At 66.6% G+C, this 23,167-nt stretch carries 20 protein-coding genes; 13 read left to right on the top strand and 7 right to left on the bottom strand.

The window, feature by feature from the left end; translation table 11 throughout:
- Nucleotides 1–142: 142 nt before the first annotated feature.
- From J2T47_RS07435 to J2T47_RS07420, 4 genes are read left to right on the top strand one after another with little or no spacing between them, the layout of a single operon-like run.
- Nucleotides 143–1,288 (top strand): efflux RND transporter periplasmic adaptor subunit, encoded by a 1,146-nt coding sequence (locus J2T47_RS07435; protein WP_253444136.1) that lies wholly within the window; start codon nt 143–145, stop codon nt 1,286–1,288.
- Entirely contained in the window at nt 1,285–4,380 is a 3,096-nt protein-coding gene (locus tag J2T47_RS07430) for a multidrug efflux RND transporter permease subunit (protein ID WP_253444132.1), read from the top strand. The genes J2T47_RS07435 and J2T47_RS07430 overlap by 4 nt, the downstream gene beginning before the upstream one ends.
- A gap of 52 nt (nt 4,381–4,432) precedes the next feature.
- Nucleotides 4,433–5,125: a heavy metal response regulator transcription factor gene (locus J2T47_RS07425; protein ID WP_253444129.1), complete on the top strand. Its 693-nt coding sequence runs from the start codon at nt 4,433–4,435 to the stop codon at nt 5,123–5,125.
- Between the two features lie 5 nt (nt 5,126–5,130).
- Nucleotides 5,131–6,546: a heavy metal sensor histidine kinase gene (locus J2T47_RS07420; RefSeq protein ID WP_301295441.1), complete on the top strand. Its 1,416-nt coding sequence runs from the start codon at nt 5,131–5,133 to the stop codon at nt 6,544–6,546.
- Between the two features lie 3 nt (nt 6,547–6,549).
- On the opposite strand, the gene J2T47_RS07415 is transcribed toward J2T47_RS07420, so the two are convergent.
- The 3 genes from J2T47_RS07415 to J2T47_RS07405 all read right to left on the bottom strand — a co-directional run bounded on the left by J2T47_RS07415 (nt 6,550) and on the right by J2T47_RS07405 (nt 7,979).
- Complete coding sequence (locus J2T47_RS07415) at nt 6,550–6,912, bottom strand: ankyrin repeat domain-containing protein (RefSeq protein WP_253444124.1); 363 nt, start codon at nt 6,910–6,912, stop codon at nt 6,550–6,552.
- 70 nt (nt 6,913–6,982) lie between these two features.
- Nucleotides 6,983–7,384 carry a YbaN family protein gene (locus J2T47_RS07410; protein ID WP_253444122.1) on the bottom strand — a complete coding sequence of 134 codons (402 nt, stop codon included), beginning with the start codon at nt 7,382–7,384 and terminating at the stop codon, nt 6,983–6,985.
- A 7-nt stretch (nt 7,385–7,391) separates the two neighbouring features.
- Nucleotides 7,392–7,979, bottom strand: coding sequence for a YecA family protein (locus J2T47_RS07405; protein WP_253444120.1), 588 nt, complete (start codon nt 7,977–7,979; stop codon nt 7,392–7,394).
- 210 nt (nt 7,980–8,189) lie between these two features.
- On the opposite strand from J2T47_RS07405, the gene recQ reads away from it, so the two are divergent.
- From recQ to J2T47_RS07375, 6 genes are all read left to right on the top strand, one after another.
- A complete protein-coding gene (gene recQ, locus J2T47_RS07400; protein ID WP_253444118.1) occupies nt 8,190–10,334 on the top strand; it encodes a DNA helicase RecQ in 2,145 nt (714 codons plus the stop codon).
- A 207-nt stretch (nt 10,335–10,541) separates the two neighbouring features.
- Nucleotides 10,542–10,817, top strand: a complete 276-nt coding sequence (locus J2T47_RS07395; protein ID WP_253444116.1) for a hypothetical protein — start codon at nt 10,542–10,544, stop codon at nt 10,815–10,817.
- Nucleotides 10,818–10,943: 126 nt separating this feature from the next.
- Entirely contained in the window at nt 10,944–12,140 is a 1,197-nt protein-coding gene (locus J2T47_RS07390; protein WP_253444114.1) for a GGDEF domain-containing protein, read from the top strand.
- Between the two features lie 97 nt (nt 12,141–12,237).
- Nucleotides 12,238–13,254 (top strand): DUF2804 domain-containing protein, encoded by a 1,017-nt coding sequence (locus J2T47_RS07385; RefSeq protein ID WP_253444112.1) that lies wholly within the window; start codon nt 12,238–12,240, stop codon nt 13,252–13,254.
- Nucleotides 13,255–13,361: 107 nt separating this feature from the next.
- Nucleotides 13,362–13,796 carry a transcriptional regulator SlyA gene (gene slyA, locus J2T47_RS07380; RefSeq protein ID WP_045212475.1) on the top strand — a complete coding sequence of 145 codons (435 nt, stop codon included), beginning with the start codon at nt 13,362–13,364 and terminating at the stop codon, nt 13,794–13,796.
- Between the two features lie 387 nt (nt 13,797–14,183).
- Nucleotides 14,184–16,331, top strand: coding sequence for a FimV/HubP family polar landmark protein (locus tag J2T47_RS07375; RefSeq protein ID WP_253444109.1), 2,148 nt, complete (start codon nt 14,184–14,186; stop codon nt 16,329–16,331).
- Nucleotides 16,332–16,475: 144 nt separating this feature from the next.
- Here the strand turns inward: J2T47_RS07375 and J2T47_RS07370 are convergent, their stop codons facing one another.
- Nucleotides 16,476–18,680, bottom strand: a complete 2,205-nt coding sequence (locus J2T47_RS07370; RefSeq protein ID WP_253444106.1) for a patatin-like phospholipase family protein — start codon at nt 18,678–18,680, stop codon at nt 16,476–16,478.
- Between the two features lie 70 nt (nt 18,681–18,750).
- On the opposite strand from J2T47_RS07370, the gene J2T47_RS07365 reads away from it, so the two are divergent.
- The 3 genes from J2T47_RS07365 to J2T47_RS07355 all read left to right on the top strand — a co-directional run bounded on the left by J2T47_RS07365 (nt 18,751) and on the right by J2T47_RS07355 (nt 20,779).
- Nucleotides 18,751–19,035, top strand: a complete 285-nt coding sequence (locus J2T47_RS07365) for a SelT/SelW/SelH family protein (RefSeq protein ID WP_045212468.1) — start codon at nt 18,751–18,753, stop codon at nt 19,033–19,035.
- A gap of 126 nt (nt 19,036–19,161) precedes the next feature.
- A complete protein-coding gene (gene rfaD / locus J2T47_RS07360) occupies nt 19,162–20,154 on the top strand; it encodes an ADP-glyceromanno-heptose 6-epimerase (protein WP_253444103.1) in 993 nt (330 codons plus the stop codon).
- A gap of 121 nt (nt 20,155–20,275) precedes the next feature.
- Entirely contained in the window at nt 20,276–20,779 is a 504-nt protein-coding gene (locus J2T47_RS07355) for a hypothetical protein (protein ID WP_253444100.1), read from the top strand.
- A 172-nt stretch (nt 20,780–20,951) separates the two neighbouring features.
- On the opposite strand, the gene J2T47_RS07350 is transcribed toward J2T47_RS07355, so the two are convergent.
- From J2T47_RS07350 to J2T47_RS07340, 3 genes are all read right to left on the bottom strand, one after another.
- Nucleotides 20,952–21,818, bottom strand: a complete 867-nt coding sequence (locus J2T47_RS07350) for a DMT family transporter (RefSeq protein ID WP_253444097.1) — start codon at nt 21,816–21,818, stop codon at nt 20,952–20,954.
- A gap of 87 nt (nt 21,819–21,905) precedes the next feature.
- Nucleotides 21,906–22,247, bottom strand: coding sequence for a tRNA-binding protein (locus J2T47_RS07345; protein WP_253444094.1), 342 nt, complete (start codon nt 22,245–22,247; stop codon nt 21,906–21,908).
- Between the two features lie 83 nt (nt 22,248–22,330).
- Nucleotides 22,331–23,095: a helix-turn-helix transcriptional regulator gene (locus tag J2T47_RS07340; RefSeq protein WP_253444091.1), complete on the bottom strand. Its 765-nt coding sequence runs from the start codon at nt 23,093–23,095 to the stop codon at nt 22,331–22,333.
- Between the last annotated feature and the right edge of the window lie 72 nt (nt 23,096–23,167).

Raw genomic sequence — 23,167 nt, 5'->3', positions numbered from 1 at the left:
CATTGGCCGAAAAGCCGCGTGGTACGGGACTTGGCGGCGAAACTGACAGGATTGTCATTTAAGGGTCAGCGTGCGGTCCCGGGCTCTGGCTTATAACCCCAGGATGCGGCCGCTGTGGCCGAACCAGACGCAGGAGAGCGGGATGCAGGGGCAACGGCGGGTTTGGCTGACGGCAGGGTTGCTGGGAGTGGCGGCGCTGGGAGCGGGCATCTGGGGCTTTGCCGGCCGCCACGAGGCCCCGCAGGCGGCGGCCCAGCCAGCCGGCGTGCCGGTGACCCTGGCGCGGGTGGCCCGCGAGGACCTGACGCAGAACCTCGACGGCGTCGGCACCGTTACCTCGCTGCACAGCGTGCTGGTGCGCCCGCAGGTGGAAGGCCAGCTCACCGCGCTGCTGGTGGAGGAGGGGCAGATGGTCAAGGAAGGCGAACTGCTGGCGACCATCGACGACCGCGCCATCAACGCCGCGCTGGAACAGGCCGAGGCGACCAGGCAGAGCAACCAGGCGCAGCTGCGCATCGTCGAGCAGGACCTGGCGCGCTACCAGACGCTGAGCCAGCGCGGCTCGATTTCCCGCCAGACCCTGGAACAGACCGAAGCCGAGGCCGCGCGTCTGCGCGCCACCCTGCGCGGCAACCAGGCCACCATCGATGCCGAGCGCGTGCGCCTGTCCTATACCCGCATCACCTCGCCGGTCGCCGGCCGCGTCGGCATCCGCAACGTCGACGTTGGCAATCTGCTGCGCAGCAATGACAGCAGCGGCCTGTTCACCGTCACTCAGATGTCGCCGATCTCGGTGGTCTTTGCCCTGCCGCAGGAAAGCCTGCCGCAGCTGCAGCCGCTGCTCAGCAGCGATTCGCCGGTGGTCGCCCGCAGCCGCGACGGTGGCCAGCTGCTCGGCGAAGGCCACCTGCGCAGCATCGACAACCAGGTGGCCAGCAGCACCGGCACCATCCGCGTGCGCGCGGTGTTCGACAACAAGGACGGCCAGCTGTGGCCGGGCCAGTTCGTCGCCATCGACCTGCAGTCCGGCGTGCTGCACAACGGCCTGGTGCTCGACAGCCGCGCCGTCCGCCGCGGCCTGGACGGCGCCTATGTGTTCCGCATCGAAGATGGCAAGGCGCAGAAGGTGCCGGTACGCATCGTCCAGGAAGTCGACGGCCGCACCCTGGTGGAAGGCCTCGCAGCGGACGATGAAGTGGTGCTCGACGGCCACTCGCGCCTGACCCCCGGCGCCCGCGTGGAGGTGCAGGGCGACGTGCAGACCCTGGCCCGCCGGAGCGAGCCGTGACTGTGCGCGCCGGCATGTCCGGCTGGTGCGTGCGCCACCCCATCGCCACCTGCCTGTTGACCATCGCTTCGCTGATGCTCGGCCTGCTGGCGTTTTTCCGCCTGGGCGTGGCACCGCTGCCGCAGGTGGATTTCCCCACCATCCAGGTACAGGCGCTGCTGCCCGGCGGTAGTCCGGAAACCATGGCGTCGTCGGTGGCGACGCCGCTGGAAGTGCAGTTCAGCGCCATCCCCGGCATCACCCAGATGCTCTCCACCAGCGCACTGGGCTCGACTACCCTGACCCTGCAGTTCGACCTGGACAAGAACATCGACGTCGCTGCCCAGGAGGTCACCGCCGCGATCAACGCTGCCGCCGGACGCCTGCCGGCGGACATGCCGAACCTGCCGACCTGGCGCAAGATCAACCCGGCGGACAGCCCGATCATGATCGTCCGGGTGAACTCCGAGCTGATGCCGCTGATCGAGCTGAGCGACCTCGCCGAAGTGCTGCTGTCGCGCCAGCTCAGCCAGATCAGTGGGGTGGGGCAGATCTTCGTGGTCGGCCAGCAGCGTCCGGCGATCCGTATCCAGGCGCAGCCGGAAAAGCTGGCCGCCTACCGCCTGACCCTGGCCGACCTGCGCCAGTCGCTGCAGTCGGCGAGCATCAACCAGGCCAAGGGTGCGCTGTTCGGCGATGGCCGCGTGTCGACCCTGGCGGCCAACGACCAGTTGTTCAGCCCCCATGAATATGGCGACCTGGTGGTGGCCTATCGCGCCGGCGCGCCGGTGTTCCTGCGCGATCTGGCCAAGGTGGTGAAGGCGCCGGAAGACGATTACGTGCAGGCCTGGCCGGATGGGCGCCCCGGCGTGGCGCTGGTGATCCTGCGCCAGCCCGGCGCGAACATCGTCGAGACCTCCGATGCGATCCAGGCCGAGCTGCCGCGCCTGCGCGACATGCTGCCGGCGGGCGTCGAGGTGGAAGTGCTCAACGACCGTACGCGCACCATCCGCGCCTCGCTGCACGAGGTGGAGATGACCCTGCTGCTGACCATGGGGCTGGTGGTGCTGGTGATGGGGCTGTTCCTGCGTCAGCTGTCGGCGACCCTGATCGTCGCCACGGTGCTGGCGGTGTCGCTCAGCGCGAGCTTCGCGGCCATGTACCTGCTGGGCTTCACCCTGAACAACCTGACGCTGGTGGCGCTGATCATCGCCGTGGGCTTCATCGTCGACGACGCCATCGTGGTGGTGGAGAACATCCACCGCCACCTGGAACAGGGCAAGGACCGGGTGCAGGCGGCGCTGGCCGGCGCCTCGGAGATCAGCTTCACGGTGGTGTCGATCAGCTTCTCGCTGATCGCCGCATTCATCCCGCTGCTGTTCATGGGCGGCATCGTCGGGCGCCTGTTCCGCGAGTTCGCCGTCAGCGTCACGGCGGCCATCCTGATTTCGGTGGTCGCCTCGCTGACCATCGCGCCGATGCTCGCCTCGCGCTTTATGGGCGCGCCAAAACACGGGCACGACGACGGAGGCATCGCCGGCTGGCTACTGGCGCGCTACGCCAGGGGGCTGGACTGGTCGCTGCATCACCAGCGCACGGTGCTCGCCGGTTTCGTGGTCTGCGTGGCCATTGCGGTGGGCGGTTACGTCGGCATCCCCAAGGGCTTCTTCCCGTCCCAGGATACCGCCTTCGTCTTCGGCACCACCCAGGCCGCCGAGGACATCTCCTATGCCGACATGGCCGAGAAGCACAAGCAGCTCGCCGACATCGTTGCCGCCGACCCGGCAGTGCAGAGCTACAACCACGCCATCGGCATCACCGGCGGCAGCCAGAGCCTGTCCAACGGGCGCTTCTGGATCGTGCTCAAGGACCGCGGCGATCGCGACGTCTCGGTGGACGAGTTCATCAACCGCATCCGGCCCAAGCTGGCCAAGGTGCCGGGCATCGTCCTCTACCTGCGTTCGGCGCAGGACATCAACCTCGCCACCGGGCCGGTGCGCACCCAGTACCAGTACGCCCTGCGCAGCAACGACAGCGCGGCGCTGGCGCAATGGGCGGACCGCCTGACCCAGCGGCTGAAGGAGGAGGGCGGCCTGCAGGATGTGTCCAACGACCTGCAGATGGGTGCCAGCGTGACCTCGCTGCAGATCGACCGGGTGGCGGCGGCACGCTTCGGGCTGTCCGCCGAAGACGTCAGTCAGACCCTCTACGACGCCTTCGGTCAGCGCCAGGTCGGCGAATTCCAGACCGAGGTCAACCAGTACAAGGTCATCCTCGAACTGGATTCACGGCAGCGCGGCCGCGCGGACAGTCTGGCCTGGTTCCACCTGCGCTCGCCGCTGACCGGCGAGATGGTGCCGCTGGCGGCGTTGGCGCGGGTCGCGCCGGACCAGTCGGGGCCGCTGCAGATCAACCACAACGGCATGTTCCCGGCGGTGACGCTGTCCTTCAACCTGTCGCCGGGCGTGGCCCTGGGCGACGCCGTGAACTTGGTGCAGCGTGCCCAGGCGGAGATCGGCATGCCATCGAGCATCAGCGGTGAATTCCAGGGGGCCGCGGCGGCCTTCCAGAGTTCGCTGGCGAGCCAGCCGTTGCTGATCCTCGCGGCGCTGTTCGCGGTCTACGTGATCCTCGGCGTGCTCTACGAGAGTTTCGTGCACCCGCTGACCATTCTTTCCACCTTGCCGTCGGCGGGCATCGGTGCGGTGTTCCTGCTCTGGGGCTGGGGCCTGGAGTTCTCGGTGATGGCGCTGATCGGCCTGGTGCTGCTGATCGGCATCGTCAAGAAGAACGGCATCCTGATGGTCGACTTTGCCCTGGCCGCGCAACGCCAGCGCGGGCTGTCGCCCTACGACGCGATTCGCGAGGCATGCCTGGCGCGCTTCCGGCCGATCATGATGACCACGCTGGCCGCGCTGCTGGGGGCTATCCCGCTGATGATCGGCTTCGGCACCGGTTCGGAACTGCGCCAGCCGCTGGGTGTGGCAGTGGTCGGCGGGCTGCTGTTCAGCCAGGCGCTGACCCTGTTCAGCACGCCGGTGGTGTACCTGGCGCTGGACCGGCTGTTCCATCGCCAGCAACCGGCGCCGGCCACGCTGGGAGGTGCGGTATGAGGAGCGCCTGGGTAGCATGCCGGACTGCGGGCTTCACGAATGGAGGGCTGGCATGCGCGTACTGATTGTCGAAGACGAGAGCAAGACCGCCGACTACCTGCAGCGCGGGCTGAGCGAGCAGGGCTTTACCGTGGACGTTGCCAGCAACGGCATCGACGGCCGGCACCTGGCGCTCAACGGTGAATACGACGTCATCGTCCTCGACGTGATGCTCCCCGGCATCGACGGCTACGGCGTGCTGCGCGCCCTGCGCGAACAGCGCCAGACCCCGGTGATCATGCTCACCGCCCGCGAGCGGGTGGAAGACCGCGTGCGCGGCCTGCGCGAAGGCGCCGACGACTATCTGATCAAGCCGTTCTCCTTCCTCGAACTGGTGGCGCGCCTGCAGGCCTTGACCCGCCGGGGCGCGCACCTGGAAAGCGCGACGCAGATGCGCATTGCCGACCTCGCCATCGACCTCGTCAGCCGCCGTGTGCAGCGCGGCGGCACGCGCCTGGAGCTGACCGCCAAGGAGTATTCGCTGCTCTGCGTGCTGGCTCAGCGCAGTGGGGAAATCCTTTCCAAGACGGCCATCGCCGAGCTGGTCTGGGACATCAATTTCGACACCGACACCAACGTCGTCGAAGTCGCCATCAAGCGCCTGCGCGCCAAACTCGACGGGCCCTTCGACACCAAGCTGCTGCACACCATCCGCGGCATGGGCTACGTGCTGGAAAGCCGGGCCGCCCAGGAGCGCGAAGCGTGAGGGGGCTGTCGCTTTCCACGCGTCTGGCGGGCATGTTCGCCGCCGCCGCGCTGGGCATCTTCCTGCTGATCGGCTCGGCACTTTATTGCGTGCTCGATGGGCAGATCGAGCGCCTGCAGCGCTCGGAACTGGACACCCGCTTCAACATGGTCGCGCGCATGCTCGACAAGCCCGACCTTGCCGAACGCTGGCCGCACATGCAGCTCAAGCTCAACACCCTGAGCCAGGAATACCAGCTGATCCGCTTCTGGATCGACAGCGACGATTCGCGCTTCCGCTATGGCCAGCCCAACGAGGCGGTGCGGCGGATGCTCGGCAGTGGCAACGGCTATGCCGAGCTGGAACTGCCGGAACACGAGGCGCCGCTCAGCGCCCGCGTCGGCGTGCTGCCCGCCAGCGGTGGTCGCCCGGCGCTGGTGCTGCTGGCGGCAATCGACAGCGTGGCCTTTCAGCACGCCCGGCATGCCACGCTGATCACCCTGTTCGTGCTGTCCGCGCTGGGTGTCGCCCTGGCGACGCTGTGCGGGCACTGGATCGCGCGGGTCGGTTTGCGCCCGGTGCACGAGCTGTCCGCCGAGGCGCGGCAGATCAGTCCGCAGCAGCTTTCCCAGCGCCTGCGCCTGGAAGGGCTGCCGGCGGAACTGTCGGCGCTGGCCGGCGCCTTCAACGAGGCGCTGGGTCGTCTGGAGCAGGCCTACCTGCGGCTGGAGTCGTTCAACGCCGACGTCGCCCACGAACTGCGCACGCCGCTGGCCAACCTGATCGGCCAGAGCCAGGTGGCGCTGTCCCGCGAGCGCAGCGCGCAGGATTACGAAGAGGTGCTGCAGTCCAACCTGGAAGAGCTGGAGCGCCTGCGCGCCATCGTCAACGACATGCTGTTCCTTGCCCGCGTCGATCAGGGCGGGCTGGCCGCCGAGCGGGTGGAAACCTCGCTGGCGACCGAAGTGGCGACGACCGTGGATTTCCTCGAGGTGATCTTCGACGAGCAGGGTGTGCAGGTGAACCTGCGCGGCGATGCGCGGGCCTGCGTCGAGCGTGCGCTGTTCCAGCGTGCGGTAACCAACCTGCTGTACAACGCTGCCCAGCACACTGCGCCGGGCGGTCGTATCGAGGTACGCCTGAGCGGCGAGCGCGGCGCCGCGCTGGTGGAAGTCAGCAACCCTGGCGAGCCGATCAACGCCGAACAGCGCGCGCGCCTGTTCGAGCGCTTCTACCGCGCCGACCTCGCCCGCGCCAACAGCCAGAGCAGCCACGGGCTGGGGCTGTCCATCGTCAAGGCGGTGGCGAGCATGCACGGCGGTTCGGTGTTCGTGCGTAGCGAGGGGGGCGTCAACACCTTTGGCTTTACCGTGGATGCGGTGGGGGTGGAGGGACGTCGTTCTGAGGGAGATGGGATGGCGGGGGCTGTGGTGCCTGCGTGAAGATCAACAGCCTGCATTCAGAAGCTTGAGGACGTCATTGTGATTCAGCAGCTTTGCCAGGTCGGAGGGCATTAGTCCGTTGGCATCCGGCAAAGCCTTCGCGCCCAGGGTGAGTAGTAGTGCTACAGCTTGAGGGTGATCCTGCTCAACTGCGCAATGCAGAGGAGTGAAGCCTGTTTCACCGGGTTTGTTGATATCCGCCCCAGCCTCGATAAGCACCCTTATGGCCTCGCAATCACCCCAGCAACTGACAATATGCAGCGGCGTATCACCCCAGCCATTCTGATAATTGACTGAGCTGATCTGATGACCGAAGTAGTCAGGGACAGACTCGATCTCGGTAAAAATTTCCTTGAGCGTGCGCATGGCCGTCAGCACCTCCACCAATCCTTGGAAAGTCTGGAAAGTATCGTGCCAGGCCGTCTATCTCAATGGCCTAATCCAGCCGCCGAGTCTTCGTCCGAATCAGATAGATAGTCACCAGTGTCGCGCTGGTCAGCATGAAGGCCCAGGCCCACGGGCGCTGCACCAGGAAACCGGAAATCAGGATGCTGCACCACATCAGGCCGATGGCGTAGACCTTGCCCTTGAGCGGGATGCCTTCGCCGTCGAGGTAGTCGCGAATCCACGGGCCGAGCTTCGGGTGGTTCACCAGCCAGTCGTAGAAGCGCTGGGAGCTGCGCATGAAGCAGGCGGCGGCGAGCAGGAGGAAGGGCGTGGTGGGCAGGACCGGCAGGAAGATGCCGATCACGCCCAGTGCCACGCTGAGCCAGCCGATGCCGAGCAGGCAGTAGCGAACCCAGGCGTGGCGGCTCTGGCGGATTTCCCGCGAAGACATCGAACGTTTAGTGAGTGCGCGGCTTCAGCAGAGCCGGCTTCTCTTCCGGCGCCTGGCACAGCAGGAACAGGTTGGTCAGCAGCTCGGGGATCTGCGCGACCATGTCGTCCACCAGCCCGCGGTCGCTGGCGATCTCGTCGAACTCGGGCTGTTCGTCGAACAGACCGGAACCGACCATGATCGGCAGCAGCAGCTCGCTGACTTCTTCCTCGGCCTGTTCGAACCAGATGGCCTCGCGCAGGAACACACCTTCCATGAAGCCGATGCACCAGCCGCGGATGTCGGAGTCGTCCGGCTCGTCGCCCAGGTAGGGCTCGCAGGGCAGCTCCAGCTCCTCGTCACCGGCCATCTGGCGGATGATGTGCGCCTTGAGCTGGGCCAGGGTGGATTCGATCTGGGTGCGTTCGTCCTCGCTGCGGTAGTGCGGCGGCTCGGCGAACAGGGCGTCGATCCACTCGCGCTCCGGCACTTCCTCCGGGCAGATCGCCAGGGCGGTCAGGTAACCGTGTGCCGCCACGTAGTCCAAGGCTTCCTCGTGCAGGTCATCGGCATCGAGAAAGGCTTGCAGGCGGGACAATTGGTCGGCGAAGGACATCGGGTACTACCTCGGAGGTGATCGGTCCCGAATTGTAGTCTTTCCGCTGGCCCGCGGCAAAAGCCAAATGCCCGTGCAGCCCGCGCCGACGCAGGGCTCCGACGCAGAGCTCGGACGCATGTGACGGATTTTTCCGCAGTTTCCCGGACAAGGTGCCGGCCGCAGTGGGATCGGCCTGCGTATAATGCGCGGCTTCATTCGGAGTCCCCCATGCTCGATCAGGCCCTGCGCATCCTCAAAGACGTTTTCGGTTACGACGCCTTCCGCGGCAATCAGGCGCGGATCATCGAGCGCGTGGCCGGCGGCGGCGATGCCCTGGTGCTGATGCCCACCGGCGGCGGCAAGTCGCTGTGCTTCCAGGTTCCGGCGCTGCTGCGCGAAGGCCTGACGGTGGTGGTTTCGCCGCTGATCGCGCTGATGGAAGACCAGGTCGCCACGCTGGACGAACTGGGCGTGCCGGTCGCGGCGCTGAACTCCTCGCTGAGCCCCGAGGCCCAGCGCGAGATCGCCGACCGCCTGCAGCGCGGCGAGATCAAGCTGCTCTACCTCGCCCCGGAACGCCTGGTGCAACCGCGCATGCTGGCCTTCCTGCAGCGCCTGGAGATCGGCCTGTTCGCCATCGACGAGGCGCACTGCGTGTCGCAGTGGGGCCACGACTTCCGTCCCGAATACCTGCAGCTCGGCCAGCTCGCCGAGCTGTTCCCGCACGTGCCGCGCATCGCCCTGACCGCCACGGCGGACATGCGTACCCGCGAGGAGATGATCCAGCGCCTGCACCTGCAGGACGCCGAGCAGTTCCTCTCCAGCTTCGACCGGCCGAACATCTTCTACCGCATCGTGCCCAAGGAGCAGCCGCGCAAGCAGCTGCTGGGGTTCCTGGCCGAGCGGCGCGGCGATGCGGGCATCGTCTACTGCATGTCGCGCAAGAAGGTCGAGGAGGTCGCCGAGTTCCTCTCCAGCCAGGGCTTCCCGGCGCTGCCGTACCACGCCGGGCTGTCCAACGACCTGCGCGCCTACCACCAGAAGCGCTTCCTCAACGAGGAAGGGCTGATCATGGTCGCCACCGTCGCCTTCGGCATGGGCATCGACAAACCCAACGTGCGTTTCGTCGCCCACCTGGACCTGCCCAAGAGCCTGGAGGCGTACTACCAGGAAACCGGCCGCGCCGGCCGTGACAGCCTGCCCGCCGACGCCTGGATGGCCTACGGCCTGCAGGACGTGCTGCTGCTGCGGCAAATGATGCAGAACTCCGAGGGCGACGAGCGCCACAAGCGCGTCGAGCGGCACAAGCTGGAAGCCATGCTGGCGCTGTGCGAGGAAACCCGCTGCCGCCGCCAGGCGCTGCTGGCCTACTTCGACGAGGTGATGCCCAACCCCTGCGGCCACTGCGACATCTGCGTCGACGGCGTGGAGACCTGGGACGCCACCGAGCCCGCGCGCCAGGCTTTGTCGGCCATCTACCGCAGCGGCCAGCGCTACGGCGTCGGTCATCTGGTGGACGTGCTGCTGGGCAAGGACACCGAAAAGGTGCGCAGCGTCGGGCACCAGCACCTGGCAGTGTTCGGCATCGGCAAGTCCCGCGGCGAGGACGAGTGGCGCACGCTGTTCCGCCAACTGGTCGCCCGTGGCTTCGCCGACGTGGATGTCGACGGCTTCAACGGCCTGCGCCTGACCGAGGCCTGCCGTCCGCTGCTGCGCGGCGAGGAGACGCTGGCCCTGCGCCGCGATCCCAAGCCGCAGCGCAGCAAGTCTTCCTCCTCCGGTGGCGCCAGCCCGGCCAGCCAGCTGGTGCGCCAGGAAGAGCGCGAGATGTGGGAAGCCCTGCGTACCCTGCGGCGCAAGCTGGCGGAGGAGCACTCGGTGCCGCCCTACGTCATCTTCCCCGACGCCACCCTGCTGGAAATGCTCCGCAGCCAGCCCTCGACGCTATCGGCCATGGCCCAGGTCAGCGGCGTCGGCGCGCGCAAGCTGGAACGCTACGGCCAGGCTTTCCTCGACGTGCTCACCGAGTCGGACAAGGCGCCGGACACTCCCGCCCCGGTCACCGACCTGCGCCACGAGCTGGTGACCCTGGCCCGCGCCGGCATGACCCCCGCGCAGATCGCCCGCCAGCTCGATTGCAGCGAGAAGAACGTCTACAGCCTGCTGGCCGAGGCCATCGGCCGCCAGCAGCTGACCCTGGAGCAGGCGCTGGACCTGCCCGAGGAGTTGCTCGGCGAAGTCCAGGACGCCTTCCTCGACGAAGACGGCGAACTGCCGCCAGTGAGTGCCATTGCCGAGCTGTTCGAAGGCCGCGTGCCGCTGGGCGTGCTGCACTGTGTGCGCGCTGCCCTGCAGGCCGAACTGGAAGTCTGATCGGCTGACGCCTGTAGGGCGAATAACCCGGTACGGGTTACCCACCAGGATGGCGGACAACGCCGTAAGCGTTATGCGCCCTACAAGGTGTCGTCGCACGCGGTTCGCGCTGAAATACGGCGTTACAGACGAAATATCAATGTGCCAGCAACGGCGCCCTTTTCCGCCAGTCCTATCCGTCAGTACGAATCACTTTCGGAGTGACAGATGGCGAGCTGGGTGCGGGTAGTGGCGGGGCTGCTGGTCGTTGGACAACTCAGTGGATGCGCCAGTGGCGGCGGGCTTTCCGAGAACGGCAAGAACGCCTTGATCGGCGTTGCGGCGGTGGCTGCACTGGCCGCCATGGTCGTGCTGTCGAAAGACCGCGACGACGATGACGACTATCGCAAAGGCTACGGCCGGGACTATCGCGATTCCGGTGACTATCGCTATGGCCGCGACAGTCGTGGCCATGACCGGCGCTCGCCGAATTACTGCCCCTGAAGCGCCCATGGTCGGGCGCCATAGCTGCCGGCCATCCTACGGGTGAATCTGAAGTGTCGAAGGGTGAGGCTGTCATTTTCGTGACGGGGCAAAACGACAAACTTGTGACGCACGTCCCGAACAGCTATGGTGGCACTTAGACCTCCACGAGAAGAGGTGAGCGTGCCACAACAACAAAGCTGGCTGGACGACGTCCGCTCCAATGCCTATGCCGAACAGCTCTCCCGGGGCTTTCGCCGCCTGCGTTTCGAACCCGACCTCGAGACCCAGTACCGCCATTACCTGCTGGAAGACAGCTTCGATCTCAAGCGCACCGCGCTGACCATCGGCGTGCTGATCTGGCTGGCGCTGGCGGCCATCGATTTTCTCCTGATCCGGACTGCAGAACACTGGGACATGCTCGCCGTGCGCATCGGCGTGCTGGTGCTGCTGAGCGTCTGCGGCGGGCTGATCCTGCAGCGTCGGCATACCCATCTGCTGGTGCCGCTGAGCCTGGCCTGCATCCTCGGCGTCGGCATCGGTGCGGCGGCCGTGGCGGGTATCGCCCACACCGTGGACCAGAGCTATCCCTATGAGGGCCTGTTGCTGGTCAGCATGGCGGCCTACTTCCTGATTGGCCTGCGCTTCGCCGAGGCGGTGGGCAGTGCTTCGGTGATCCTGCTGACCTATGTGGGCTTCGAGCTGTATGCGGGATTGCCGCTGCCCAAGCTGATCAGCAACGTGGTGTTCCTGTTGCTGGCCAATCTGGTCGGCGCGGTGGGCTGCTACCTGCTGGACTACAAGTCCCGCCAGCACTTCCTCATCAGCCGCCTGCTGAAGGTCATGGCCGAGCATGACGCCCTGACCGGCCTGCACAACCGCCGCAGTTTCAATCGCCAGCTGGAGCGCCTGTGGCGCCAGGCCCAGCGCGAGAGCGTAGGGTTGGCACTGCTGCTCTGCGATGTCGATCACTTCAAGGCCTACAACGACCGCTATGGCCACCAGGCCGGCGATGGCGTGCTGCAGCGCATCGGCGAGGTGCTCACGGCCAGCGCACGGCGCCCGCTGGACATGGCCGTGCGGCTGGGGGGCGAGGAGTTCGCCGTGCTGCTCTACGGCGCCAGTGAGCGCGAGGCGAGGGAGCGCGCCGAAGTCGTGCGCGAGTCGGTGCAGGCGCTGGGTATCGCTCACGAAGGGTCGCTGACGGCGGACGAGGTGACGTTGTCCATCGGCGTTTCCTGCCTGTGGCCGGAGACCGGCCATCCACTGCGCAGCATCTACGAGCATGCTGACCGCGCCCTCTACGAAGCCAAGGCATTCGGACGCAACCAGGTCGTCGCCTGATGGCCCATTCCGTCCCCCGCACTGGCGCCGTGCGTGACTGCGGCGCGAGCAGGCCCGGTGCTAGCATGCGCCGCACCCCGTCACCGAGCCCGCGCCCATGCAGCAGCTGATCCAGCCCAACGGCCAACCGCACTACGGCATCTTTCCCGGCACCCCGGCGACCATCAATTACCGCGACTTCGACTTCCGCTCGCCCATGGGCCGGCGCCTCGGCGCGTTGAGCAAGTGGCGGCGCTTCCACCAGTTCCAGTATTTCGGCCTGATCAGCCCGACGCTGATCGGCGGCTGTGCGCTGGCGGATGTCAGCCTGCTCACCGTCGGCTTCGTCTATCTCTATCACCCTGAGAGCGGACGGATGATCGAGCGCCAGTTCAAATGCCCGCTCGGCATGGGCGCAAACTTTTCGCAGAGCCCCAACGACGGCGTCTGCGAACTGCGCCAGGGACGCAACCTGCTGCGTCTGGAGAACAGCTCCTCGCCCTTCGAGAAGCGCCTGCTGGTCGAACTGGACGACGGCACCCGCATCGACGCGCGCTTCAGCGAGGAGCAGCCGGCGTTTCAGCCCATGAGTATCTGCACACCAACGGCGGTGAACGGCTGGGTCTATGCGCGCAAGGTGGCCGGCGTGCATTGCCACGGCGAGGTGCGCAGCGCGCTGGGCAACTACGACCTGCGCGAGCTGGGTGCCTACGCGCACCACGACTGGTCTGCCGGCTACATGCGCCCCGAGACCTTCTGGAACTGGGCCTGCTTGTCTGGCGAAGCGCAGGGCCGTCGCCTCGGCCTGAACCTGTCGTGCGGGGTCAACGAGACCAGCTTCACCGAGAACTGCTACTGGCTCGACGGCCAGCTGGTGAAGGTCGACACGGTGCGCTTCGAGTTCGATCGCGCCCATCCGCTGCAGCCCTGGACCATCCGTTCCCACGATGGCCAGGTCGAACTGCGCTTCGAGGCCCACGGGCTGCATGAGGAACGCCTCAATCTCGGCGTGCTGGCGAGCAACTTCAAGCAGATCTTCGGGTGCTTCAGTGGTGTGCTGCGGCCGGCGGGGCAGGCCGAGGTGCGCATCGACAACCTGTGGGGATTCGTCGAGGATCAATACGCGAAATGGTGAGATAGCGATTTACACCCTGCGACAATCTGTCATTGTACGGGCTTGATTAGCTGGCTAATAATTAGTCAAATCAATTAGCCGTCCAACCTCCTACCGTACGCAGCACAATGTCAGACAACGATAAGCACTATTTCGGTACCCAATTGGCTCAGGCTTCCCGTGCCTGGCGAGCCGAACTCGACCGCCGTCTCAGCCACCTGGGCCTGTCCCAGGCCCGCTGGCTGGTGCTGCTGCACCTGGCGCGCCATTCCGCCGCGCCGACCCAGCGCGAGCTCGCGCAGTCAGTCGGTGTCGAAGGCCCGACCCTGGCCCGCCTGCTCGATGGTCTTGAGGCCCAGGGGTTGGTCCGTCGCCAGGCCGTGGCCGAAGACCGCCGCGCCAAACGCATTGCCCTCACCCCCAAGGCCGATGTCCTGATCACCGATATCGAGAACATCGCCGCCGCCGTTCGCAACGAAGTGCTGGCGGGGATTTCAGAAGAAGAAATCGCGCTGTGTCAGAAAACGCTCAGTCGGATTCTCGGCAACCTCGAGCGAAACTGAGCAATTCATCACGTTATTCGGGTAAAGTAGCCATTTTTCTGGCGGTCCTTTGCGGGGCCGCTGGCCATTCGCTATCCACCCCCTAACCATTCGCCGGTTTTTCGACGATTTATCTTGACCAAACCCAGTGCACCACCTAATCCGTGATATCAGACGGCCTGTACCCTGCAAGGTACAGAGGAGTGGTGCGTTGCGGTCTGCAGTCCGGCATGGTTCCAGTGTGTGGACAGGTTCAACCTGCCGCTTCAGAGCGGTCAGGGAATGGCGTGCAGACCCGGACAATGGGATGGGGTTATGGCTCGAATAAATAGAATTCCGCTGACGCTTGCCGCACTTTCGGTTTTTGTCTCCGCTCATGCGAATGCCCTCGGACTGGGGGACATCACGTTGCACTCGGCGCTGAATCAGCCGCTGGATGCCGAGATCGCCCTGCTCGAGACCGGCGACATGACGTCCGACGAACTGATCGCGAAGCTCGCGAGTCCCCAGGACTACGAGAGCGCCGGCGTCGACCGCTTCGTATTCCTGCAGAACCTGCGCTTCACCCCGGTGATCCGCAACGGTCGCGGCTACATCAAGGTGGTATCCACGCAGCCGGTGCACGAGCCTTACCTGAATTTCCTGATCGCCGTGGAGCGCCCCAACGGACGCATGCTGCGCGAGTACACCGTGCTGATCGATCCGCCGGAGTACAGCGCCAACCGCAGCGTGGCCGCCTCCGTGGCGCGGAGCGAGCCTGCCCCTTCGCGGGCCACCGGCTACCGTGCGGAGCCTGTGCGCCGTGCCCCGGCACAACCGCCGCTGCCGGCGGGCGATGGCCGCTATACCACGGTGCGCAATGACACCCTGTGGAAGATCACTTCGCACCTGGGCGGCAGCGGAGCCTCGCGCGCGCAACTGATGGACAGCATCGTCGCGCTGAACCCGCAGGCCTTCGTCAATGGCGATCCGCACCGGCTGAAGGTGGGCCAGACGCTGATCCTGCCGCAGGGCCAGCAGCTTGCCGGCAACAGCGCCGCGGCTGCCCCGCAGCCTGCCGCGGCGGCGCCCACGACGACTGCCCAGCAGCCGGCCGCAGCGCCGCAGGCGCCCGCCAGCGCTGCTCAGGCACAAAGCAACGTCGCCGCACCGGCAGCACCGGCCGCGGATGCCAGCGTCGCCAAGGTGGAAGCCGACCTGTTGCTGGCCAACGCCCAGCGCGACCAGATGAATCAGCGCATGGACGACCTGCAGAAGCAGCTGGCATCCCTCCAGCAGGCCCTGCAGAGCCGCGACCAGCAGGTGCAGTCGCTGCAGGCCGAGCTGGATCGCCGCCAGGGCGCGGCAGCCTCGGGTAATGCGCCGGCAGCCAATGTTCCGGCAGCCGATGCACCGACCAACAACGCCCCGACCAATGCCGTGCCGGCCGCTCCCGACTCCGTGGCACCGGTGCAGCAGAACAACCCCGCTCCCAGCGTCGCACAGCCGGCAACTCCGGCACAGGATGCCCAGGGCGCCGGCTTCAACTACTGGCCCTGGCTGGGCGCCGGTGCCCTGGGTGCGCTGCTGGTCGGCCTGCTGTTCGCCCGTCGCAAGCGCGAGGAGAAGCCGGTCGAGATGCCGCCCCTGCGCGCGGCCGCGCCCGAGCCGGTGAAACCGCTCCCGCAGGTCAAGCCGCTGGCGGCTGCTGTCGTGGCCCCGGTGCCGACGCCGCATCCGGTGGTGGTCGCCACCCCGGAGCCGGGCGTTGCCCGTCTGCCCGCCGCCAGCGCGGACAGCCTGGAAGGCGCGGATATCTACATCGCCTACGGTCGCTTCACCCAGGCCCGCGACATGCTGCGCAAGGCGGTCAACGCCGAGCCGAACCGCCGCGAACTGCGCATGAAGCTGCTGCTGGTGCTGGCCGAACTGGGAGACGTGGCCGGCTTCCATGAAGAAGAACATGCCCTGGTCGCTGCCGGCGGTGACCAGAAGCAGATCGACCAGCTCAAGTCGCGCTACCCGGCGATGCTGATTCGCCCGGAAGATACCCTGCAGCCGCCCACCGGCGAGACGCTCACCGACTGGGACGACCTGGAATTGGGCGAGCCTGTGGCCACTGCCGTGGAGCAGCCCAGGGCCGCGCAGGACCAGCCGGACTTCGCGATGAATCTCAGTGACCTGTCGCTGGACCTGGACTGGGACAAGCTCGACAACCCCTTCGACTCCACCAAGCAAGGCAAGGCTGCTGCCCCCAAGGCTGCACAGGAAGTGCCCTCGGACTTCCGCAGCAATCTGCACGAGCTGCCGGAAATCACCGAGCTGGACCTGGGCGAGCACGGCGAGATGTTCGGCCATGGCAGCAAGACCATGGGGGTGGAGGAGGAATTGACCTTCGATCTGCCGGACGATATCGGCCACGAGCACGACGAACTGCTGGCCAGCCTCGATCGCGCCCGTCAGTGCATCGACCAGGGCAATCTGGAAGAGGCCTATGGCATCCTCAAGCAGGTAATCGCCAGCGGCGACTCCAAGGCCAAGGCTGAAGCGCGCGAACTGCTGGCGCTGATTGCCTGATCCTCACCGCGTATGAAAAAGCCCGGCACTTGCCGGGCTTTTTCATACCTGCAGGATATCGCTCCGGCCATACCCTGTAGGGGCCGTCAGCATCAGGGCATAACACTGCAAACGGTCGTGCGCCGTTCCCGGAGCGGCGCCGCCTTAGAAGTTGCGCCCCAGGTTGACGTACACCGCGTGCTCGCTCGCATCGTTCAGGCCGTAGCTGAAGGACAGCGGGCCCAGGGGCGTCTCGAAGCCCATGAGGATGCTGCCGGCGTTGACGTAGCCGGTGTCGTAGCTGTTGTCGTTGTTCCATACCCGCCCGCGCTCCAGGCTGCCGCCCAGGTAGAAGGGAAAATCCAGCGGCAGGAAGGAGCGCTCGGTCATGCGCCGGTAGTAGATGACCCGGCCGAGGCTGTAGTTCTGGCCGGCCAGCGCGTCCTGGCGGTAGCCGGAGAGCTGCCGCGCGCCGCCGAGCAGGAAGCTCGACACCACCACGTCGGCGTCGTCGAGGGTGCGCCCGTAGCCGCCGCCCAGGACCCAGGTGTTCGGACCGCTGCTCAGCGCCTTGTCCAGGTGGAATTCCCACTGCCGGTAGCGATCGTCGTCGCCCAGGGATGGCGTGTGCTCGCGGAAGGAGGTCTGGATGTTCTCGCCCTCGCGGGGGAAGTCCACGTTGTCCATGGTGTCGAAGGAGTACTGCAGCTGGGCGTAGCCCTCGGTGAAGTGGAAATCCGGCAGGTCCTGCTCACCCACGCGGACGTCGGCCTTGCCGAAGGCCTGGGCCACGCCGAGGCGGAATTCGCCGTTGTTGGCGATCTGCCGGCCGAGGTTGAGGCCATAGCCGTAGCGCTCGAGGCGGTACTCGGCAATCGGATCGTCGTTGTCGGTGGCCTCGACGTTCTGTGCCTCGTTGAACACGTAGGGGGCCACGAAGTAGCGCGAGCCCACGTCCAGCGGCTGGTAGAACTCGCTGTAGAGTTCCTGGCGGTCGCCGATCTGCAGGCGCGTCAGCCATTCCGCGCCGAGGCGGTTGATGCCGTTCATGCGGTAGCTGCCACCGACGTTGAAGGTGCTGTCGCCGCGCAGGTCGTCGGAGAGGTTCAGGCCCAGGCGCAGGTAGTCGGTACCGCCGCGCTTGCCGTACGCGTGGATCACCAGCACGTTGTCGGACTTGCCGTCCGCGCCCGGCTTGTTGTGCACCACGCGGTACTGCACCTGGTCGAAGTAATCCAGGCCGTAGAGGGTGCTCATGTCACGCTGCAGGCGCTCCAGGTCGAGGTGCTCGCCCAGCGGCTGACGGATGTAGTGGAGGATGACGTCGTCGCTGACCTTGGAGTTGTTCTCCACCTGGATGCGGTCGATCACCGGCTGGCGTTCGCCCGGCGCGCGCGCCTCGTTCAGCGCCACGGCCTGGGCGTCGGCGGGTTTGCGCAGGGCTGCCAGGCGCGGGGCGAGGATGCTGGTGGCCCGGTAGCCGGCATCGATCAGCTGCGGCACGCGGCCGAAGTCGGTGGAGCTGTAGCCGCTCAGTGGCGGCTGCACGAGGATGTCGCTGGACTTCAGGGTAGCCAGTTGCGCCTCGGAGTTCTTGCGGGTCATCAGGGTGACGGACTGGTTGAGCATGTCCAGCACCGTGGTCAGCTGTTTGCGGTCCGCCAGCGGGTTGCCGATGTCGACCACGATGACCACGTCGACGCCCATCTGCCGCGCCACGTCCACCGGGATGTTGTCGACCATGCCGCCGTCCACCAGCAGCTTGCCGTTGACCTCCACCGGGGCGAACACCGCCGGGATCGACATGCTGGCGCGGATCGCCTGGGGCAGGTGACCCTTGCTGAACACCACTTTCTCGCCGGTGGAAATGTCGGTGGCCACCGCACGGAAGGGGATCGCCAACTGGTCGAAGTTGCGCGTATCGCTGGTGTGCACCAGCAGGCTCTCCAGCAGCATCGACAGGTTCTGCCCCTGGATCGCCCCCAGCGGCAGACCGAGGGTGCCGTCGTCGCGGAAGCTGAGCTTCTGCTTCACCAGGAAGTCGCGGTCGTCCTGCTTGCGGCGAAAGGGCACGTCGACCCGCGGCGGCGAGTCGGACAGCGCCTGTTTCCAGTCCAGCCCCAAAGCCAGCTGTTCCAGCTCCCTGGGCGTATAGCCTGCCGCGTACAGGCCACCGATCACCGCGCCCATGCTGGTGCCGGCGATGGCATCGACGTGGATGCCCTGTTCATCCAGCGCCTTCAGCACGCCGATATGCGCCAGGCCGCGCGCCGCGCCGCCAGAGAGAACCAGGCCGATCTTCGGCGGGGTGTTCGCCGCCAGGGCGCCGAGGGGAAGGAGCAGGAGGAGGGCGAACAGCAGTCGGCGCATGAAGAGAAGAGTCCGGTAGGGCGTTTCAGAGCGGTATTATAGGAGCGCGTCCTACAGCAGAGTCTGATTCATGTCCGAAGCCAAAGCCGAAATCGTCATCACCTATTGCACCCAGTGCCAGTGGCTGCTGCGCGCTGCCTGGCTGGCTCAGGAACTGCTGAGCACCTTTGGCGACGACCTGGGCAAAGTCAGCCTGGTACCGGGCACTGGCGGGGTATTCCAGATTACCTGTGACGGCGAGCCGATCTGGGAGCGCAAGGCCGACGGCGGTTTCCCCGAGGCCAAGGTGCTCAAGCAGCGGGTGCGCGATCGTATCGATCCGCAGCGCGACCTGGGCCACAACGACCGCTCCTGAATCCGGGCGGTACCGCACGGCAGGTTAATTAGATAGCTGGCTAACTTCTTTGCTTCATATCAAAGGGAGACTTGCGTCTCGCTTTTAGGCTGGTGGCATCCATTCTCCGCAAAGGATGCCCCCACCATGAGCATCATCATCACTGGCGCTGCCGGGTTCATCGGCAGCAACCTGGTCAAGGCGCTGAACCAGCGCGGCGAGACCGACATCATCGCGGTCGATGACCTGACCGAGGGCGACAAGTTCGCCAACCTCGCCGACTGCGACATCAGCGATTACCTCGACAAGCGCGATTTCATCGAACGCTATGCCCGTGGCGACTTTGGCGTGGTGCGCGCGCTGCTGCACCAGGGCGCCTGCTCCAGCACCATGGAGCGCGACGGGCGCTACATGATGGACAACAACTACCGCTACAGCGGCGAGTTGCTCGACGCCAGCCTGTCCCTGGGCGTGCCGTTCCTTTACGCCTCGTCAGCGGCGGTGTATGGCGGCAGCCAGGAGTTTCGCGAAGTACGCTCCTGCGAGCGGCCGCTGAATGTCTATGGCTATTCGAAGTTCCTCTTCGACCAGCGTGTGCGCAAGGTGCTGCCCACCGCCCGTACCCAGGTGGCCGGCTTCCGCTACTTCAACGTCTATGGCCCGCGCGAGCAGCACAAGGGCCGCATGGCCTCGGTGGCCTTCCACTGCTTCAACCAGTTTCGCGAGACCGGCAAGGTGCGGCTGTTCGGCGAATACGGCGATTACCCGGCCGGCGGCCACTTGCGCGATTTCGTCTCGGTGGAGGACGTGGCCAGGGTCAACCTGCATTTCCTCGACAACCCCCAGCACAGTGGCATCTTCAACCTCGGCAGCGGCCGCGCCCAGCCGTTCAACGATGTGGCCCTGGCGGTGATCAACAGCCTGCGTGAACAGCAGGACCTGCAGCCGCTGACCCTGGACGCGGCGATCCGCGCCGGATTGCTGGAATACACCGAGTTCCCGGGCGAGCTGCGCGGCAAGTACCAGTGCTACACCTGCGCCGATATCGCCTTCCTCCGCGAGGCGGGTTACCGCGCGCCGATGATGGGCGTGGAGGAGGGCGTGCAGCGCTACTGCCGCTGGCTTCTGCAACAGGCCTGATACTGCGTGTATCGGGCTTTTTACCCAGTCTTTACCCAGTGCTGACACTGCGCGGGGGGCGGGCGCGAGACAATTCACCGCATGAACGGCGGGCGGTGGATCGCCCGTGACTGGAGGTGAAATGAAGCTGTCCTCGCGCATCGCGCTCAATTCCGTCGCCACGCTGCTGGCCCTCAGTCTGTCGGCTGCTGCCGTGGCCGGGCCCCACGGCGGCCCCGGTGGACCGGGCGGCCCGGGACCTGGCCCGTACCACGGCTGGGGGCCGGGGCATGGCTACGGTCTGCCGGATTACGCGCGGGAAGTCTGGATCGGCAGCATGCTCTACTTCGTCGCCGCCGGGACCTATTACCTGTGGAACGCCGACCGCCGCCAGTACGTTGCGGTGGAAACGCCACCGGCCGTGCAGGCCGCGCCAACCACCAGCTACGAGGTGATCGCCTATCCCGCCAGCGGCCAGTCGCCGGAGCAGCAGAGCCGCGACCGCTATGAGTGCCATAACTGGGCGGTCGGCCAGAGCGGTTTCGATCCGGCCAGCGCCACCCAGGCGCCGCCAGCAGGCCAGTCCGACACCTACCGCCGCGCACTGGGCGCCTGCCTGAGCGGGCGCGGCTACAGCATCAACTGATTCCCCGGCGCCTTATCCACAGGCGCCATCCCGAACAGGCCGCCACGCAGGCTGTCGTGCGATGAATCCTTGGCATTCCCTCCCCGGGGCAAGGTTCGAGTTTCGCTCGCTGCGTGGCGGCCTTCTTTTTGGCTCTCAGCTTTCGGCTCCTACGAGAAGCAATTCCGACAGATCAGTGCGAACCACGCGCACTGAGGAAGGTGGCGAAGATGATCAGCACGCCGCCCGCCAGCATGCGCAGGCTCGGCTCTTCGCCGAACAGCACGGCGGCGAAGGCGATGCCGTAGACCGGTTCCAGGGCGAAGATCACCGCCGCCGTGCGCGCCTTGATCAGGCGCAGGCTGGCGACGAACAGGCTGTGGGCGACGCCGGTGCAGAGCACGCCCAAAGCAACCAGCCAGAGCCAGTCCATGCCGCGTACCGAGGGCAGGTCGAGCAGCACCAGCGGCAGCAGGCAGGCGATGATCGTCAGGTTCTGGCACAGCGCCGCCTGGATCGGGTCGATGCCGCGCACGCTGACCCGGTTGGCCAGCGAAAGCAGGGCGAACAGCAGGCCGGAGAGGGTGCCCCAGAGCAGGCCTGCGGTGGCGCCGTCGCGCAGGTCGAGGGTCGGCGTGACCATCACCAGGCCGATGCACACCAGGGCTACCACCAGGTACTCGCCCTTGCGGATGCGCTCGCGGAACAGCAGGCCTTCCAGCAAAACGGTGAAGGCCGGGAAACTGGCGAAGCCAAGGGTGGCGACGGCGACGTTGCCTACCTTCACCGCGAGGAAGAAGGTCAGCCAGTGCGTGCACAGCAGCACGCCGCCGCCCAGCAGCATCGCCGCCTGTGTCAGCGTGGGGCGCTTCTGCTCGCGCAAGTGGCCGGCGAACACCGCCGCCAGCGACAGCGAGCCGAATAGCGCACGGCCGAAGACGATGACCAGGGGGCCGGCGAGGATGAGTTTGCCGAAGATGCCGGACAGCCCGAACATCAGGGCGCCGATGTGCAGGCCGATCAGGGCGCCGCGGGGAGTGAGTTGTGTAACGTGCTTCATGCCTGCGCTCCCGCCGACTGCAGTGGCGGGGCCTTGTCCGGGAAGAGGAAAGCACGCCGGGCCAGCCGGCGTGCAGTGATACGAGGGTCAGGCCAACCGTGAGCCATTGGGCAGCGGCTTGTCGAAACCGGCCAGCACCACTTTCTCGTCGCTGTCGTAGGCGCCGGTGACCAGCACTTCCGAGCGCACGCCGGCGATGGACTTGGGCTCGAAGTTGCACACGCACAGCACCTGGCGGCCGATCAGGTCGCTGGCTTCGTAGTGTGCGGTGATCTGCGCGCTGGAGGTCTTGATCCCCAGCGGGCCGAGGTCGACCTGGAGGATGTAGGCGGGCTTGCGCGCCTTCACGTTGGGTTCGGCCTGGACGATGGTGCCCACGCGTAATTCGACGCGCTCGAAATCCTGCCACTCGATGGTGTCTGCCGACATCGCTGCTCCCGCTGGTTGGCTCGGTTTGCCTGGTTCGATGGCCGGCAGTCTAGGCCGTAGGCGCGCAGCTGTCTGTCGCGCGGCTAGCGGGAATTGTCGCGCGCCTGCTGGCGCAATTGCCGCGGGGTAGTGCCGAACTGGCGCACCAGGGCGGCGGTGAAGGCGCTCTGCGAGGCGTAGCCGACCTGCGCGGCGATCTCGCCGACCGACTGGTGCGAACCGCGCAGCAGATCGCGGCCGAGCTGCAGACGGCGCTGGCGCACGTAGTCCATGGGCGTCTGCCCGGTCTCGGCGAGGAAGCGCGCGTGGAAGCGCGCCGCCGACAACCCGGCGAGCCGCGCCAGATCGGCCACCTGCAGCGGGTGTGCGGCATGCCGGTCGATGTAGCTGTCGAGGCTGGCCAGCGGCAGTTGCGCCGGTTCCTCGATGCGCTGTTGGCCGGCGGCGAGGCTGGCCAATAGCAGGATGGCGCCCTGGCGCGCCAGCACCGGGTCGTGCAGCGAGCTGCCGGCGAGCCAGTGCACCAGCTGCGCCTGGTCGTTGCTGAGCAGGCGCTGGCCGGGGGTTTCCAGCAGGCGGCGGCCGGCGTCGCTGTGCAGGCCGAGGCCGCCGAGCAGGTCGTCCTCGTCTTCCAGGTCCACCACCAGGCAACGGCTGCCGTCGGGGCTGGCGCAGGCGTGGTGCTCGTCGCGTGGTACCACGGCGAAGGTCTGCCGGGTCACCAGGCTGCCACGGCCGCCGACTTCGAAATCCAGGCTGCCGGATAGCCCCAGCACCAGCTGCGCATGGCTGTGGCTGTGGGCGAGGTGGTCGTGGCTGTAGTGGCGCAGGGAGAGGATCTGGCTCATGCAGGGCTGCTTTACGGGCTGGCGGGCAGGCTGACAGTCTAGCGCGCCGTGGGCTGTAACGGGACTGTCGCC

This window comes from Pseudomonas nitroreducens (assembly GCF_024170165.1).
Lineage (GTDB): Bacteria > Pseudomonadota > Gammaproteobacteria > Pseudomonadales > Pseudomonadaceae > Pseudomonas > Pseudomonas nitroreducens_C.
The sequence above is the reverse complement of the archived record's forward strand: the minus strand, read 5'-3'. Positions and strand labels throughout refer to the sequence as shown.